This is a genomic window from Mesorhizobium sp. M7A.F.Ca.CA.001.08.2.1, from assembly GCF_003998455.1.
GTDB lineage: Bacteria > Pseudomonadota > Alphaproteobacteria > Rhizobiales > Rhizobiaceae > Mesorhizobium > Mesorhizobium ciceri.
On the sequence record NZ_RZPW01000077.1, the window covers coordinates 1 to 13,366 of the forward strand.

The window sequence follows — 13,366 nt, forward strand, 5'->3', positions numbered from 1 at the left end:
ACGCCACCTGGTCGAAGGCCATCGAAGGCCTGCGCCACGCCTTCCGCCGGCTGCAGCAGATCAACACCGCCTCGCGCTCGCGGCGCAACGTGCAGCGCCACTACGATCTGTCGGGCGATCTCTACCGGCTCTTCCTCGACGAGGACATGCAATATTCCTGCGCCTATTTCGAGCAGCCGGACATGACGCTCGACGAGGCGCAGGCCGCCAAGAAACGCCACATCGCCGCCAAGCTCCGGCTGAAGGCCGGCCAGACGGTGCTCGACATCGGCTCCGGCTGGGGCGGGCTTGGCCTCTATCTCGCCAAGGCGTTCGACGTCGACGTGCAAGGCGTGACGCTGTCGACCGAGCAGCATGGCGTCGCCACCGACCGGGCGCATGCGCAAGGGCTGGAAAGCCGCGTGCATTTCGAGCTGAAGGACTACCGCGAACTCAACGAGCGTTTCGACCGCATCGTCTCGGTCGGCATGTTCGAGCATGTCGGCGTCAACCACTACCGTACGTTCTTCGACAAGAGCGCGACGCTGCTCAAGCCGGATGGCGTCATGCTGTTGCACACGATCGGCCGTTCCGGCGTGCCGTGGGCGACCAGCGCCTTCATCCGCAAATACATCTTCCCGGGCGGCTACATCCCGTCGCTGTCGGAAGTGATGCCTGCGATCGAGAAGTCGGGCCTGGTCGTCACCGACGTCGAGATCCTGCGGCTCCACTATGCCGACACGCTGAAGCACTGGGGCGAGCGCTTCGCCGCCAATCGCGACAAGGCCAAGGCGATCTATGACGAGCGCTTCTGCCGCATGTGGGAATTCTATCTGGCGGCCTCGGAAGCCGCCTTCCGCTGGCAGGATCTGGTGATCTTCCAGATCCAGATCGCCAAGAAGAACGATACGCTGCCGATGACACGCGACTACATGGCCAAATGCGAAAAAGCGCTCGAGATGCGCGATATGGGGCATCGTGAAACGGCTCCCGTCAAAAAGAGCCCGGCCGCCAAGCCGGCTCGCCGCCGCAAGGTTGCCGACCAGGAATAGCATTGCCGCTTGCCATTGCCGGCGCCTGCACTGAAAAAGGTCCCGTGACCGTCGCGGGACCTTTTTCATGACCTTTGTCCTCTATGCCGCCGCCGCTCTGGCCGAGATCGCCGGTTGCTTTTCATTCTGGGCCTGGTGGCGGCTGGAGAAGTCGCCGCTTTGGCTGCTTCCCGGCCTCGCCTCGCTTGCCCTGTTTGGCTTCCTGCTGGCGCTGGTCGACACGTCAGCCGCCGGTCGCGCCTACGCCGCCTATGGCGGCATCTACATCGTGGCGTCGCTTGGCTGGCTGTGGCTGGTTGAAGGCGTTCGCCCCGACCGCTGGGATCTTGCCGGTGCCGCGCTCTGCATTGCCGGTGCTTCGGTGATCCTTCTCGTCCCGCGGGGCGCTTGAGATGGAGTTGCCTGCCTCCCTTCGCCAAGGTGTCGAGCGTCTGCTCGAAAACGTTCCGCTGGCGGTACTCAAGCAAGCGGCAAAGACGCTGTCCGACCGCTACCGCGCCGAGTTGCGCGACGGCCGTCTGCACATGGCCGAGGATCTGGCGGTGAAGGCCTATCTGGCGACGCGGCTGCCGGCGACCTATGCCGCGATCCGTTCCAGCCTCGACGCGCTGAGCGACGCCAAGCCTGCCTTTCAGCCCAGGACCTTGCTCGATGTCGGCGCCGGCCCTGGCACGGTGCTTTGGGCCGCGACCGATCTGTGGCCCGATCTCGAACAGGCGGTGTTGTTCGAAGCCAGTGCCGCCGTGCGTAAGGTCGGCGAGACGCTTGCCGGCAACACTATTGCCGCCCAGACCAGATGGCTGGCCGGTGATGCCACCATCGACCTTGCTGACATCGAGCCGGCCGATCTGGTTACGTGCGCTTATGTGCTCGATGAAATCGCGCCGGCATCGCAGCCGAAACTCATCGACCGGCTCTGGCAACTCACTGGCGACACGCTCCTGATCGTCGAGCCCGGCACCCCCGCCGGCTGGCAGCGCATCCTTGCCGTGCGCCGGCAGCTGATCGAGGCGGGCGCGCATGTGCTTGCGCCTTGCGCGCATCAGGCGCCCTGCCCGCTGGTCCAGCCCGACTGGTGCCATTTTTCCCGCCGCGTCGCCCGCTCGCGCCTGCATCGGCTGGCCAAGGATGCCGACGTGCCGTGGGAAGACGAGAAATTCATCTACGTCGCGGCTTCTCGCGACGGCCCCACATCACACCAGGCACGAGTTCTTGCGCCACCGAAATCCGGCTCCGGCAAGGTTCTGCTCAAGCTTTGCCAGGACGACGGCACCGCCACCGAGCGCTTGTTCACCAAGCGCGACGGCGCCGACTTCAAGTTGGCCCGGCGATTGGACTGGGGCGACAGGCTGGACAACATCGCAAAATGAACAGTGCCATTGTTCTTGCTTTGTTCCGACGAGTCAGATAGAGATCCACGCCCTGTCGAGTCAACCGGAATCGGGGCACGCGAATACTCTCCTGTGGACGATTGGTTGTTCCTGTGAACAACGGGCATCAAGGTTCTTTGGTTGGGTAGTGATGCAGAAAGGTCAGCACCGACTCATCACGTTCTGATATCGAAAGGCCGGGATTGAAATCGGGGATATCATGGCAGAGGCAGCGCGAAAATTCGGCGTCGCGGAAACACCGCTTTATCGTGAAGCGCCAAACAACATCGAGGCCGAGCAGGCGTTGCTCGGCGCCATCCTCGTCAACAACGACGCCTTCTACCGCGTCTCTGACTTCCTCAAGGCCAGCCATTTCTACGAGCCGCTGCACCGCAAGATCTATGAGGTGGCGTCCGAGTTCATCCGTATGGGCAAGGTGGCGACGCCGATCACACTGAAAACCTTCCTGCCGGCCGACGAGAAGGTTGGCGACATGACGATGGCGCAATATGTCGTGCGGCTGGCGGTCGAGGCTGTGACCGTCGTCAACGCCACCGACTATGGCCGCGCCATCTATGACCTTGCGACGCGCCGCGCGCTGATCACCGTCGGCGAAGACATGGTCAACATCGCCTATGACGCGCCGGTCGACATGGCACCCGGCGAACAGATCGAGGATGCCGAGCGGCGGCTGTTCGAGCTGGCCGAAAACGGCCGCTACGATGGCGGTTTCGAAAGCTTTTCCGATGCGTTGAAGAATGCCGTCGACATGGCCAGCGCGGCCTATATGCGCGATGGCCACCTGTCCGGCATTGCCACCGGCCTGCGCGATCTCGACCATCGCATGGGTGGCCTGCAGCCTTCGGATTTGATCATCATCGCCGGCCGCCCAGGCATGGGCAAGACGTCGCTGGCCACCAACATCGCCTACAACATCGCTGCCGCCTATGAGCCTGCCCAACAGGCCGACGGCTCCGTCAAGGCGGCCAATGGCGGCGTCGTCGGCTTCTTCTCGCTTGAAATGTCGTCGGAGCAGCTGGCCACCCGCATCATCTCCGAGCAGACCGAGATTCCATCATCGAAAATCCGGCGCGGCGATTTGACGGAAGCCGATTTCGGCAAGCTTGTCGCCTACACGCAGGAGAACCACAAGCGCCCGCTCTACATCGACCAGACGGGTGGTATCTCGATCGCCCAGCTCGCGGCGCGCGCCCGCCGCCTCAAGCGCCAGCGCGGGCTGGACCTGATGGTCATCGACTATATCCAGCTGATGCAGGGTTCATCTGCCAAGGCGTCGCAGAACCGCGTCCAGGAAATCACCGAGATCACCACCGGACTGAAGGCGCTCGGCAAGGAGTTGGGCGTGCCGATCATCGCGCTCTCACAGCTCTCGCGTCAAGTCGAAAGCCGCGACGACAAACATCCGCAGCTGTCCGACCTGCGCGAATCGGGCTCGATCGAGCAGGACGCCGACGTCGTGCTGTTCGTGTACCGCGAGGAATATTACATCAAGAACAAGGAGCCGGAGAAAGGCACGCCCGAGCATCTCGCCTGGGAGACGAAGATGATCGAGGTCCAGGGCAAGGCCGAAGTGATCATAGCCAAGCAGCGCCATGGACCGACCGGCACCGTCAGCCTTGCCTTCCAGGGCGAGTTCACCCGCTTCTCCGACCTCGCCGAGGAGCATCATCTGCCGGAAAGGTTCGAGTGACCTATTGAGACAGGTCCCATTCCTTGGCGCCCCCCTCTGTCCTGCCGGACATCTCCCCCTCAAGGGGGGAGATCGGATGGCATCGACGCTTTCGCCAATTTTTGGCGTTGAAAAGAAGGCGCAAGCGCTGAAGCTGCAAATCTCCCCCCTGGAGGGGGAGATGGCCGGCAGGCCAGAGAGGGGCGCTGCCCCGCCAGCCTGTCACGGCGTGGCTTCCATCTAATGGCCAAGTCGCGCGTCCAATTCATCTGCCAAAGTTGCGGATCGGTGCATCAGCGCTGGGCCGGCAAATGCGATGCCTGCGGCGAGTGGAACACGCTGGTCGAGGAAGGCACGTCCGGCGGCATCGGCTCAGGACCAGCCAACACGCGCAACGCCCGCAAGGGACGCGCCGTGGTGCTGACCACGCTGTCCGGCGATATCGAGGACGCGCCACGCATCATCTCGGGCATTGGCGAACTCGATCGCGCCACCGGCGGCGGGTTCGTGCGCGGCTCGGCGCTGCTGGTCGGCGGCGACCCCGGCATCGGCAAGTCGACGCTGCTCACCCAGGCGGCCGCGGCGCTGGCATCAAAAGGCCACCGCATCGTCTATGTCTCGGGCGAAGAGGCGGTCGCGCAGATCAGGCTGCGGGCGCAGCGGCTTGGCGTCGCCTCCTCTCCGGTGGAACTTGCCGCCGAGACCAATGTCGAGGACATCCTGGCGACGATCGCCGACGGCAAGCGGCCTGATCTCGTCATCCTGGATTCGATCCAGACGCTGTGGACCGACCTTGCCGATTCGGCACCCGGAACCGTCACCCAGGTGCGCGCTGCCGCCCAGGCGATGATCCGCTATGCGAAATCCACGGGTGCGGCGATCGTACTGGTCGGCCATGTCACCAAGGAAGGCCAGATCGCCGGGCCGCGCGTCGTCGAGCACATGGTTGACGCCGTGCTCTACTTCGAAGGCGAAGGCGGCCACCACTACCGCATCCTGCGTACGGTGAAGAACCGTTTTGGACCGACCGACGAGATCGGCGTCTTCGAAATGTCGGACAAGGGCCTGCGCGAGGTCGCCAATCCGTCCGAGCTTTTTCTTGGCGAACGCCATGCCAAATCGCCGGGGGCGGCGGTTTTCGCCGGCATGGAGGGGACAAGGCCGGTGCTGGTCGAGATCCAGGCACTGGTCGCACCCTCCTCGCTCGGCACGCCGCGCCGCGCCGTCGTCGGCTGGGACGGCGCCCGGCTGTCGATGATCCTGGCGGTTCTCGAAGCCCATTGCGGGGTGCGATTCGGCAGCCATGATGTCTATCTCAATGTCGCCGGCGGCTACCGGATTTCGGAGCCCGCGGCAGATCTCGCAGTGGCGGCCGCCCTGGTTTCCTCGCTCACCGGTCTTGCCCTTCCCGCCGATTGCGTCTATTTCGGCGAAATCAGCCTTTCGGGCGCCGTGAGGCCGGTTGCGCATGCGCAACAGCGCCTCAAGGAAGCCGAAAAGCTGGGTTTTGGAAGCGCGGTTCTGCCCTCGGGCAGCGGGGAACTGGCCGGGGGGATCGGGGCCGGTTCTTTCCAGCCGACCGAGCTTGCCGACCTCGTGGCACGCATAGCCGGCTCACGCCGAAGCCGCGTGGACGAAGAAGACTAGAGCATCGGACCCAGAGCCCGATGTTCGGCGCTATAATGCGGCTCATGGAGTGGGGCGAAAGACATGCCGATTACGCTGCTTGACGGAATTCTCGTCGGCTTCACTCTGGTCTCGGCGATGCTCGCCATGGTTCGCGGCTTCTCGCGCGAAGTCCTGTCCGTCGTCTCCTGGGCAGCGGCGGCAGCGGCGGCGTTCTTCTTCTACAAGCCGGTCGTGCCTTACCTCGCGCCCTACATCGAGAATGAAAAGGTCGCCATGGCGGCCGCCGCCGGCGTGGTTTTCATCATCGCGTTGATCGTCGTCTCGGTCATCACCATGAAGCTCGCCGACTGGATCATCGATTCCCGGATCGGCGCGCTCGATCGTACGCTCGGTTTCCTTTACGGCGCCGCGCGCGGCATCCTGGTCGTTGCCGTCGCCCTGCTGTTCTTCAACTGGCTGGCCGGCGCCAAGGCGCCAGCCTGGGTCACGGAAGCCAAATCGCGGCCGCTGCTCGAACAAATCGGCGCCAAGCTCGAAAGCCTGCTGCCCGAGGATCCGGAAAACGCGATCCTCAAGAAGCTCAATCCGAATCAGCCGGCCGCCGAGACGCCAGCTGCTCCGGACGCACCGGCGGCGGATGCTCCGGCGGCGGACGCACCGGCGGCGGATGCTCCGGCGGGCGGCGACGATACCAACGCGCCGGTGCCTGACGACAATGACGCAACACCACCGGCGAACAACGCCCCGGCCGCTCCGGCACCGGCGGCACCGGCAAACTGACGCCGAAAAACGGCGTCAGGATCTGACGATGGTGTGAACGACTGCACGGCCCGCGTTGCTTTCGGCGCGAACCCGCATTATATGGCGATTTTAGCGGAGCTTAAGATGGCAGACGCAGACGACGTGCTTTCCGCCGAGGCCGACGACCATTTCCACGACGAATGCGGTGTGTTCGGCATTTTCGGTCGGCAGGACGCTGCGGCCATCGTTACATTGGGCCTGCATGCGCTGCAGCATCGCGGCCAGGAAGCGGCCGGCATCGTTTCCTATGACGGCAGCCAGTTCCATGTCGAACGCCATGTCGGCCTGATCGGCGACACCTTCACCAAGCAGCGCGTCATCGACAGCCTGCAAGGCAACCGCGCCATTGGCCATACGCGCTACGCCACCACGGGGGGCGCCGGCATGCGCAACATCCAGCCCTTTTTCGCCGAATTGGCCGATGGCGGTTTCGCCGTCGCCCACAACGGCAATCTGACCAACGCCATGACCGTGCAGCGCGCGCTGCAGAAGCAAGGCGCGATCTTCTCCTCCACCTCCGATACCGAGACGCTTTTGCACCTCGTCGCCACCAGCAAGGAGCGTGATTTGAACTCGCGTTTCATCGATGCGGTGCGGCAGGTCGAGGGCGCTTTCTCTCTGGTGGCGATGACGGCCAAGAAGATGATCGGCTGCCGCGATCCGCTCGGCATCCGGCCGCTGGTGCTGGGCGATCTCGACGGCGCCTGGATCCTGGCCTCCGAAACCTGCGCGCTCGACATCATCGGTGCGCGTTTCGTGCGCGACCTGAAGCCCGGCGAGATGGTCGTCGTCACGTCCAAGGGCATCGAGAGCCTGTTCCCCTTCGAGCCGCAGAAGACCCGCTTCTGCATCTTCGAATATGTCTATTTCGCGCGGCCGGATTCCTCGGTCGAAGGCCGCAACGTCTATGAGGTGCGCAAGCGTATCGGCGCCGAGCTGGCGGTCGAAAGCCCGGTCGAGGCCGACATCGTCGTGCCGGTGCCGGATTCGGGCACGCCGGCGGCGATCGGCTTCAGCCAGGCGGCCGGCATTCCCTTCGAGCTCGGTATCATCCGCAATCATTATGTCGGCCGCACCTTCATCCAGCCGGGCGATTCGATCCGCCATATGGGCGTCAAGCTGAAGCACAATGCCAACCGCCGCATGATCGAAGGCAAGCGCGTGGTTCTGGTCGACGACAGCATCGTGCGCGGCACCACCAGCCAGAAGATCGTGCAGATGGTGCGCGACGCCGGCGCCAAGGAGGTGCATATGCGCATCGCCTCACCGCCGACACGCGCCTCCTGCTTCTACGGTGTCGACACGCCGGAGAAATCGAAGCTCCTGGCATCGCGCATGTCGATCGAGGAGATGGCCGAGTTCATTCGCGTCGATTCGCTTGGCTTCCTCACCATTGACGGGCTCTACCGCGCGGTCGGCGAGGCCAGCCGCGACAACGACCAGCCGCAATTCTGCGATGCCTGCTTCACCGGCCAGTACCCGACCCGCCTGCTCGACTTCGAAGGCCACGACAATGTGCGCACGCTGTCGCTGCTGGCGACAAGCGGGACGTAGGCCGGACCGCCATCAGCGTTAGTCAATTCCCGGAATCCATCGCATGACCCTCGACCTTTCCGGCCGCGTTGCGGTCGTCACCGGCGCCTCGCGCGGCATCGGCTATTTCATTGCCAAGGAATTGGCTGCCGCCGGCGCGCATGTCATTGCGGTGGCTCGTACTGTCGGCGGGCTGGAAGCGCTCGACGACCAGATCAAGGCGGCCGGCGGCCAGGCGACACTGGTGCCGCTCGACCTCGCCGACATGGCCGGCATCGACCGCCTGGGCGGCGCCATCCACGAACGCTGGGGCAAGCTCGACATTCTCGTCGCCAATGCCGGCGTTCTCGGCGTCATTTCGCCGATCGGTCATGTCGAAGCAAAAACCTTCGAGAAGGTGATGACCATCAACGTCACCTCGACCTGGCGGCTGATCCGCTCGGTCGACCCTCTGCTGCGGCTCTCCGATGCTGGCCGCGCGATCATCCTGTCTTCCAACGCCGCGCACTCGGCGCGCGCCTTCTGGGCACCCTACGCGGCATCCAAGGCCGCGGCGGAGACGATGATGCGCTCCTGGGCGCATGAGACGCAGAGCCTGCCGCTCAGGGTGAACGCCGCTGACCCCGGCGCCACCCGCACCGCCATGCGTGCCCAGGCAGTGCCGGGCGAAGATCCCGAGACGTTGCCGCATCCCTCCGAGATCGCCAAGCGGATCGTGCCGCTGGCCAGCCCGGACCTGAAAGAGACCGGATTGATCTTCCAGGCCAAGCACAATCGCTTCGTCGCCTATAGGCAGCCGGAATAAACTTGAGCCTTTTTTTGACGCATGTCGGTTTCCCAAAAACCGCTGCGCACTTTTAAGCGACATGCGTAGGGATTAAACAGGCCTCCGGAAACGTTTCTTCGACGTAGTCGAAGCCCAAACCGGAGGAACCACCATGCGCAAACTGCTTCTCGCCACCGCGGCCATCCTGATCGCAGCCGCGGGCGCCGCTTACTCGCAAGATGCCAAGATGAGCTTCTTCGTCACCAGTGTCGGTTCCGGCAAGGGTGCCGACCTCGGCGGCCTCAAGGGTGCTGACGCGCATTGCGCATCGCTGGCGGAAGCCGCCGGCGTCACCGGCAAGAGTTGGGCCGCCTATCTGTCGACCAGCGACACCGACGCCCGCGACCGTATCGGCAAGGGGCCGTGGGTGAACGCCAAGGGCGTCAAGATCGCTGACGACGTCGCCTCGTTGCACAGCGATGCCAACGGCATCACCAAGCAGACGGCGCTCAACGAGAAAGGCGAAGTGGTCAACGGCCGCGGTGACACGCCGAACCGCCACGACGTGCTGACCGGCTCCAAGCCCGACGGCACCAAGATCGCCGACCAGACCTGCGGCGACTGGACGATGAGCGGGGCGGAAGGCGCCGCGATGATGGGCCATCACGACCGTACCGGCCTCGACGATTCGGCAGCCGCCAAATCCTGGAATTCCTCGCACGCCTCGCGCGGCGGCTGCAGCCAAGAGGCGCTGAAGGGCACCGGGGGCGATGGCTTGTTCTATTGTTTTGCCACCAACTGAGCCGATTGCGCTTCGAAATCGGGCTGGGAAACCCGCCGTCACATCACGCGGCTGTGATTTGGCGGCGGGAAGCTGTGCGGCGGTCATGCTTTCGTCATTTCCATGGAGTTGGTAGGGTCACAGCGACTCCCACAACAAGCGCCCAACTGGCAGAACAAGGAAATCCCCATGGCTACGACCGCAGCAGCGTTGGTCTGGTATCTGGTAATCGCCGGCCCGCAAGGCGGCATGGTCGTGCTGCCCAGCACCTTCGACAAGCGCGAACAATGCACCGCCGCCATCACCGAATATCAGAAGCAGCCGACACCGGCCGGCTGGTCGGTGCAATGCGTGCCGAGCGCCTCGCCCTTCACCGACGAGGGTGACGCCGAAGAACCGTCAGCACAGTAGGCGTCAGCGGCGTGCGCTGACCGTCAGTTCCGGCTTCTGGCTGATGGTCTGGAATACCACGCAATAACGCTCGGTCAGCTTCAGCAGCGAGTCTATCCGCTCCTGCGGCTCATCGGTATCGAGGTTGAAATTGAGCCGGATGGCGCGAAAGCCGACCGGCGCATCCTTGGCGACACCGAGCGTGCCGCGAAAATCGAGATCGCCTTCAGCCTCTACCGCGGCGGCGCCGAGTTTGAACTCGAGCGCCGTCGCCACCGCCTTCAGCGTCACCCCGGCGCAGGCGACCAACGCCTCCAGCAGCATGTCGCCCGAGCAGAGCTCAAGGCCTGAGCCGCCTGTTGCCGGATGCAGGCCGGCGATGGCGAGCGCCCTGCCCGTCTCCACCTTGCAGGCAACCGACTGGTCGTCGATCGAGCCCTTGGCGCGAAGCGTGATCATGGCCTGCGAAGCGTCGTCACGATAGGCCTGCTTCAGCGGCGCCTGCATGGCCTTCAGTTCGGTCGCATCCATCCGCTTTCCCCTTTCGTCGACTGCTTGCGTCACCGGCATGCGCCGTCCGGTCAAGATTTGCGCCGATCACCTTGGGAAGGCAATGCCATTCCGCAACAGGTGCCAGCCGCCTACACCGATATCCCAAATGGGACATTGACGGACAAGGTCCCAAAAAAGTCTGATCCGGGCAAGTCATCACTCCATTTCCCGGCGGTCCCCGATGCCTCGAACCCTCTCGACAAGGCCGAAACAGGATGGGTTTCGCGCGCCCGGCGAATTCGAACCCAAGTCAGGCTGCTGGATGATCTGGCCGGAGCGGCCGGACACCTGGCGCCTCGGCGCCAAGCCCGCGCAAAAACTGTTCGCCGATGTCGCCGCGGCGATCGCGCAAAGCGAGCCGGTGACGGTGGCGGCTTCTGCTCGCCAGTGGCAGAATGCCCGAGCGCGATTGCCCGGTCATGTGCGCGTCGTGGAAATGTCCACCAACGATTCCTGGCTGCGCGACAGCGGTCCCAATTTCGTCGTCAACGATCAAGGCGACGTGCGTGGCGTCGATTGGATCTTCAACGCCTATGGCGGTTTTGACGGCGGGCTCTATTCGCCATGGGACCTGGATGACCTTGCGGCGCAAAAAGTGCTCGAAATCGAGAACATGGATCGCTACCGCGCACCTCTGATCGCCGAGGGTGGCGGGTTGCAGTGCGACGGTCAGGGCACGCTCATCACGACGGAGCAATGCCTGCTCAACCGAAATCGCAACGCTCATCTCGGCAAGGCCGAGGTGGAGCGCCAGCTTGGCGACTATCTCGGTGTCGACACCGTCATCTGGCTGCCACGCGGCTTTGCCTTCGACGAGACCGACGGCCATGTCGACGACGTTTGCTGCTTCGTGCGCCCCGGTGTGGTCGTGCTGAGCTGGACCGACAATCGGGAAGACCCGCAATACGATATCGTGCGCGAAGCCGAAGAGGTGCTGCGTTCGGCTCGTGATGCGAAGGGCCGCGCGCTGGAAGTTCACCGGCTGCCCCACCCTTTGCCGATCGAGATGACGCCGGAAGAAAGCGACGGCGTGGACCGGCTGGATTCGACCTGGGCGCGACCGGCCGGAAACCGGATCGCGGCGAGCTACATCAACTACTATCCGGGCAACAGCGTTGTGGTGGTACCGCAGTTCGGCTGCGATCTCGATGTGAAGGCCAAGCGGACGCTGGCCGATCTGTTTCCCGACCACCGAATAGTCGGGATCGAAAACTCGCGAGAGATCCTGCTGGGCGGCGGCAATGTCGCCTGCATCACCTTGCCGGTCTATGCCCCGCAACGACGTTGAGGGACGGAGCATGCCGAGAACACATAGCGAAAACGGAGGACATTCATGCGCGCTCTGATCTTCTCAACCCTGCTTGCCTGCGGCGTCTGCGCAAATGCGGCTTCGGCGGACGAGGAAAAGATCGTCAACGTCTACAACTGGTCCGACTACATCGCGCCGGACACGGCCGAGAAATTCGAGAAGGAAACGGGAATCAAGGTTCGTTACGACGTCTATGACGGCAACGAGGTGCTTGAGACCAAGCTGCTCACCGGCGGCTCGGGATATGACGTGGTCTACCCTTCAGCCTATCCGTTCCTCAAGAACCAGGTGAAAGCAGGGGCTTTCCTGGAACTCGACAAATCGAAGCTTGCGAACCACTCGAAGATCGATCCGCAAGCCCTCGCGCTGATCGCCGGCGCCGACCCGCAGAACCTGCATGCAGTGCCCTATATGGCGGTCACCGACGGCATTGGCTACAACGTCGCTGCGGTGAAGCAGCGGCTGCCGGACGGGCCGACAGATTCCTTCGCCATGGTCTTCGACGTCGATGTGGTCAAGAAGCTGTCCGATTGCGGTGTAGCTATCATCGATGCGCCGGCTGAAGTCATCCCGATGGCGATGAACTACCTTCACATCAACCCCAAATCGACCAGTCCCGACGACCTCGCCAAGGTCGAGGACCTGCTGGTCAAGGTGCGGCCCTACATCCGCTATTTCCATTCGTCGAAATACATCAACGACCTCGCCAACGGTGACATCTGTGTGGTGTTGGGCTGGTCGGGCGACATACTCCAGGCAAGGACCCGTGCGGCGGAATCCGTAAAGAAGCTGGAGATCGCCTATTCCATCCCCAGAGAAGGCACGCTCATCAACTTCGATACGATGGCGGTACCGAAAGATGCGCCGCATCCCGACAACGCCCAGGCCTGGATCAACTTCAATCTGCGGCCCGATATCGCCGCGGCCAATTCCAGCTATGTCTCCTACGCCAATGCGATACCGGAGTCCCTGCCGCTGATGGACAAGGCCATAGCCAGCGATCCCGGCGTCTTTCCGCCTGATGCCGTGAAGGCCAAGCTGTTCGTGGTGGACAACAACGACCCAAAGCTGCTGCGATCCCAAAACCGCATGTGGACGCGCATCGTGACGGGACAATAGAGCAATTCCGGAAAAAGTGCGCAGCGGTTTTCCCGGGAAAAGCGCGTAGCGCTTTCCCTTGGGAATTGCGTCAAAGCAAAAAGACAGAGCCGGGCGGAAGCCGTCAGGCTCAAGCGGCTTCGCGGATGGCCGCCAGCAACTCGACCTGGGAGTGCACGCCGAGCTTGCGATAGATCTGCTTGATGTGGTTGCGGACGGTCCCGGGCGAGATGGCGAGGCATCGCGAAATCGTCTTGGCGTTGCCACCATCGACCAGATGTCGCGCAATCTCGGTCTCGCGCCTGCTCAGCCGCGAGCGAGCGTCACCGATTGCGGCGCCCTTGTGCCGGAAGCGGCACAGATGGAGCAATCTTTCCAAAATGAGCCTTGTCGCGCTGCTTGCCGCGCAAGCCGTC

General features: G+C 63.5%; 14 protein-coding genes. 12 read left to right on the plus strand and 2 right to left on the minus strand.

Annotation, left to right across the window (positions count from 1 at the left end):
* From EN914_RS07275 to EN914_RS07325, 10 genes are all read left to right on the plus strand, one after another.
* Positions 1-1,031, plus strand: a 1,031-nt coding sequence (locus EN914_RS07275; protein WP_164778677.1) for a cyclopropane-fatty-acyl-phospholipid synthase family protein, incomplete at its 5' end; no start/stop codon positions are given.
* 67 nt (positions 1,032-1,098) lie between these two features.
* A complete protein-coding gene (locus EN914_RS07280) occupies positions 1,099-1,422 on the plus strand; it encodes a YnfA family protein (protein ID WP_013532523.1) in 324 nt (107 codons plus the stop codon).
* 1 nt (position 1,423) lies between these two features.
* A complete protein-coding gene (locus EN914_RS07285) occupies positions 1,424-2,401 on the plus strand; it encodes a small ribosomal subunit Rsm22 family protein (RefSeq protein ID WP_024504322.1) in 978 nt (325 codons plus the stop codon).
* 220 nt (positions 2,402-2,621) lie between these two features.
* Positions 2,622-4,112, plus strand: coding sequence for a replicative DNA helicase (locus tag EN914_RS07290; protein WP_013532525.1), 1,491 nt, complete (start codon positions 2,622-2,624; stop codon positions 4,110-4,112).
* 222 nt (positions 4,113-4,334) lie between these two features.
* Complete coding sequence (gene radA / locus EN914_RS07300) at positions 4,335-5,738, plus strand: DNA repair protein RadA (protein WP_013532526.1); 1,404 nt, start codon at positions 4,335-4,337, stop codon at positions 5,736-5,738.
* Between the two features lie 63 nt (positions 5,739-5,801).
* Positions 5,802-6,500 (plus strand): CvpA family protein, encoded by a 699-nt coding sequence (locus tag EN914_RS07305; RefSeq protein ID WP_024504323.1) that lies wholly within the window; start codon positions 5,802-5,804, stop codon positions 6,498-6,500.
* 105 nt (positions 6,501-6,605) lie between these two features.
* Entirely contained in the window at positions 6,606-8,075 is a 1,470-nt protein-coding gene (gene purF, locus EN914_RS07310; RefSeq protein ID WP_013532528.1) for an amidophosphoribosyltransferase, read from the plus strand.
* A 43-nt stretch (positions 8,076-8,118) separates the two neighbouring features.
* A complete protein-coding gene (locus EN914_RS07315; protein ID WP_127389036.1) occupies positions 8,119-8,859 on the plus strand; it encodes an SDR family NAD(P)-dependent oxidoreductase in 741 nt (246 codons plus the stop codon).
* A 133-nt stretch (positions 8,860-8,992) separates the two neighbouring features.
* Positions 8,993-9,622 (plus strand): hypothetical protein, encoded by a 630-nt coding sequence (locus tag EN914_RS07320; RefSeq protein ID WP_013532530.1) that lies wholly within the window; start codon positions 8,993-8,995, stop codon positions 9,620-9,622.
* Positions 9,623-9,790: 168 nt separating this feature from the next.
* A complete protein-coding gene (locus EN914_RS07325; RefSeq protein WP_013532531.1) occupies positions 9,791-10,012 on the plus strand; it encodes a hypothetical protein in 222 nt (73 codons plus the stop codon).
* Positions 10,013-10,015: 3 nt separating this feature from the next.
* On the opposite strand, the gene EN914_RS07330 is transcribed toward EN914_RS07325, so the two are convergent.
* The gene (locus tag EN914_RS07330; RefSeq protein ID WP_013532532.1) at positions 10,016-10,522 is read right to left on the minus strand and encodes an OsmC family protein; all 507 of its coding nucleotides are present in this window, start codon (positions 10,520-10,522) and stop codon (positions 10,016-10,018) included.
* A gap of 202 nt (positions 10,523-10,724) precedes the next feature.
* On the opposite strand from EN914_RS07330, the gene aguA reads away from it, so the two are divergent.
* Together aguA and EN914_RS07340 are read left to right on the plus strand one after the other, a co-directional pair.
* On the plus strand, positions 10,725-11,831 hold the full coding sequence (aguA, locus tag EN914_RS07335; protein WP_024504325.1) for an agmatine deiminase: 1,107 nt from the start codon (positions 10,725-10,727) through the stop codon (positions 11,829-11,831).
* A 45-nt stretch (positions 11,832-11,876) separates the two neighbouring features.
* The gene (locus EN914_RS07340; protein WP_024504326.1) at positions 11,877-12,971 is read left to right on the plus strand and encodes a polyamine ABC transporter substrate-binding protein; all 1,095 of its coding nucleotides are present in this window, start codon (positions 11,877-11,879) and stop codon (positions 12,969-12,971) included.
* Positions 12,972-13,080: 109 nt separating this feature from the next.
* Here EN914_RS07340 and EN914_RS07345 read toward each other — a convergent pair.
* A partial coding sequence (locus EN914_RS07345) for a response regulator transcription factor (protein ID WP_164778678.1) occupies positions 13,081-13,366 on the minus strand: 286 nt, incomplete at its 5' end.

Coding starts and splice junctions, on each gene's coding strand:
- EN914_RS07280 (WP_013532523.1), top strand. CDS start 1,099: ATGACCTTTGTCCTCTATGCCGCCGCCGCTCTGGCCGAGATCGCCGGT.
- EN914_RS07285 (WP_024504322.1), top strand. CDS start 1,424: ATGGAGTTGCCTGCCTCCCTTCGCCAAGGTGTCGAGCGTCTGCTCGAA.
- EN914_RS07290 (WP_013532525.1), top strand. CDS start 2,622: ATGGCAGAGGCAGCGCGAAAATTCGGCGTCGCGGAAACACCGCTTTAT.
- radA (WP_013532526.1), top strand. CDS start 4,335: ATGGCCAAGTCGCGCGTCCAATTCATCTGCCAAAGTTGCGGATCGGTG.
- EN914_RS07305 (WP_024504323.1), top strand. CDS start 5,802: ATGCCGATTACGCTGCTTGACGGAATTCTCGTCGGCTTCACTCTGGTC.
- purF (WP_013532528.1), top strand. CDS start 6,606: ATGGCAGACGCAGACGACGTGCTTTCCGCCGAGGCCGACGACCATTTC.
- EN914_RS07315 (WP_127389036.1), top strand. CDS start 8,119: ATGACCCTCGACCTTTCCGGCCGCGTTGCGGTCGTCACCGGCGCCTCG.
- EN914_RS07320 (WP_013532530.1), top strand. CDS start 8,993: ATGCGCAAACTGCTTCTCGCCACCGCGGCCATCCTGATCGCAGCCGCG.
- EN914_RS07325 (WP_013532531.1), top strand. CDS start 9,791: ATGGCTACGACCGCAGCAGCGTTGGTCTGGTATCTGGTAATCGCCGGC.
- EN914_RS07330 (WP_013532532.1), bottom strand. CDS start 10,522: ATGGATGCGACCGAACTGAAGGCCATGCAGGCGCCGCTGAAGCAGGCC.
- aguA (WP_024504325.1), top strand. CDS start 10,725: ATGCCTCGAACCCTCTCGACAAGGCCGAAACAGGATGGGTTTCGCGCG.
- EN914_RS07340 (WP_024504326.1), top strand. CDS start 11,877: ATGCGCGCTCTGATCTTCTCAACCCTGCTTGCCTGCGGCGTCTGCGCA.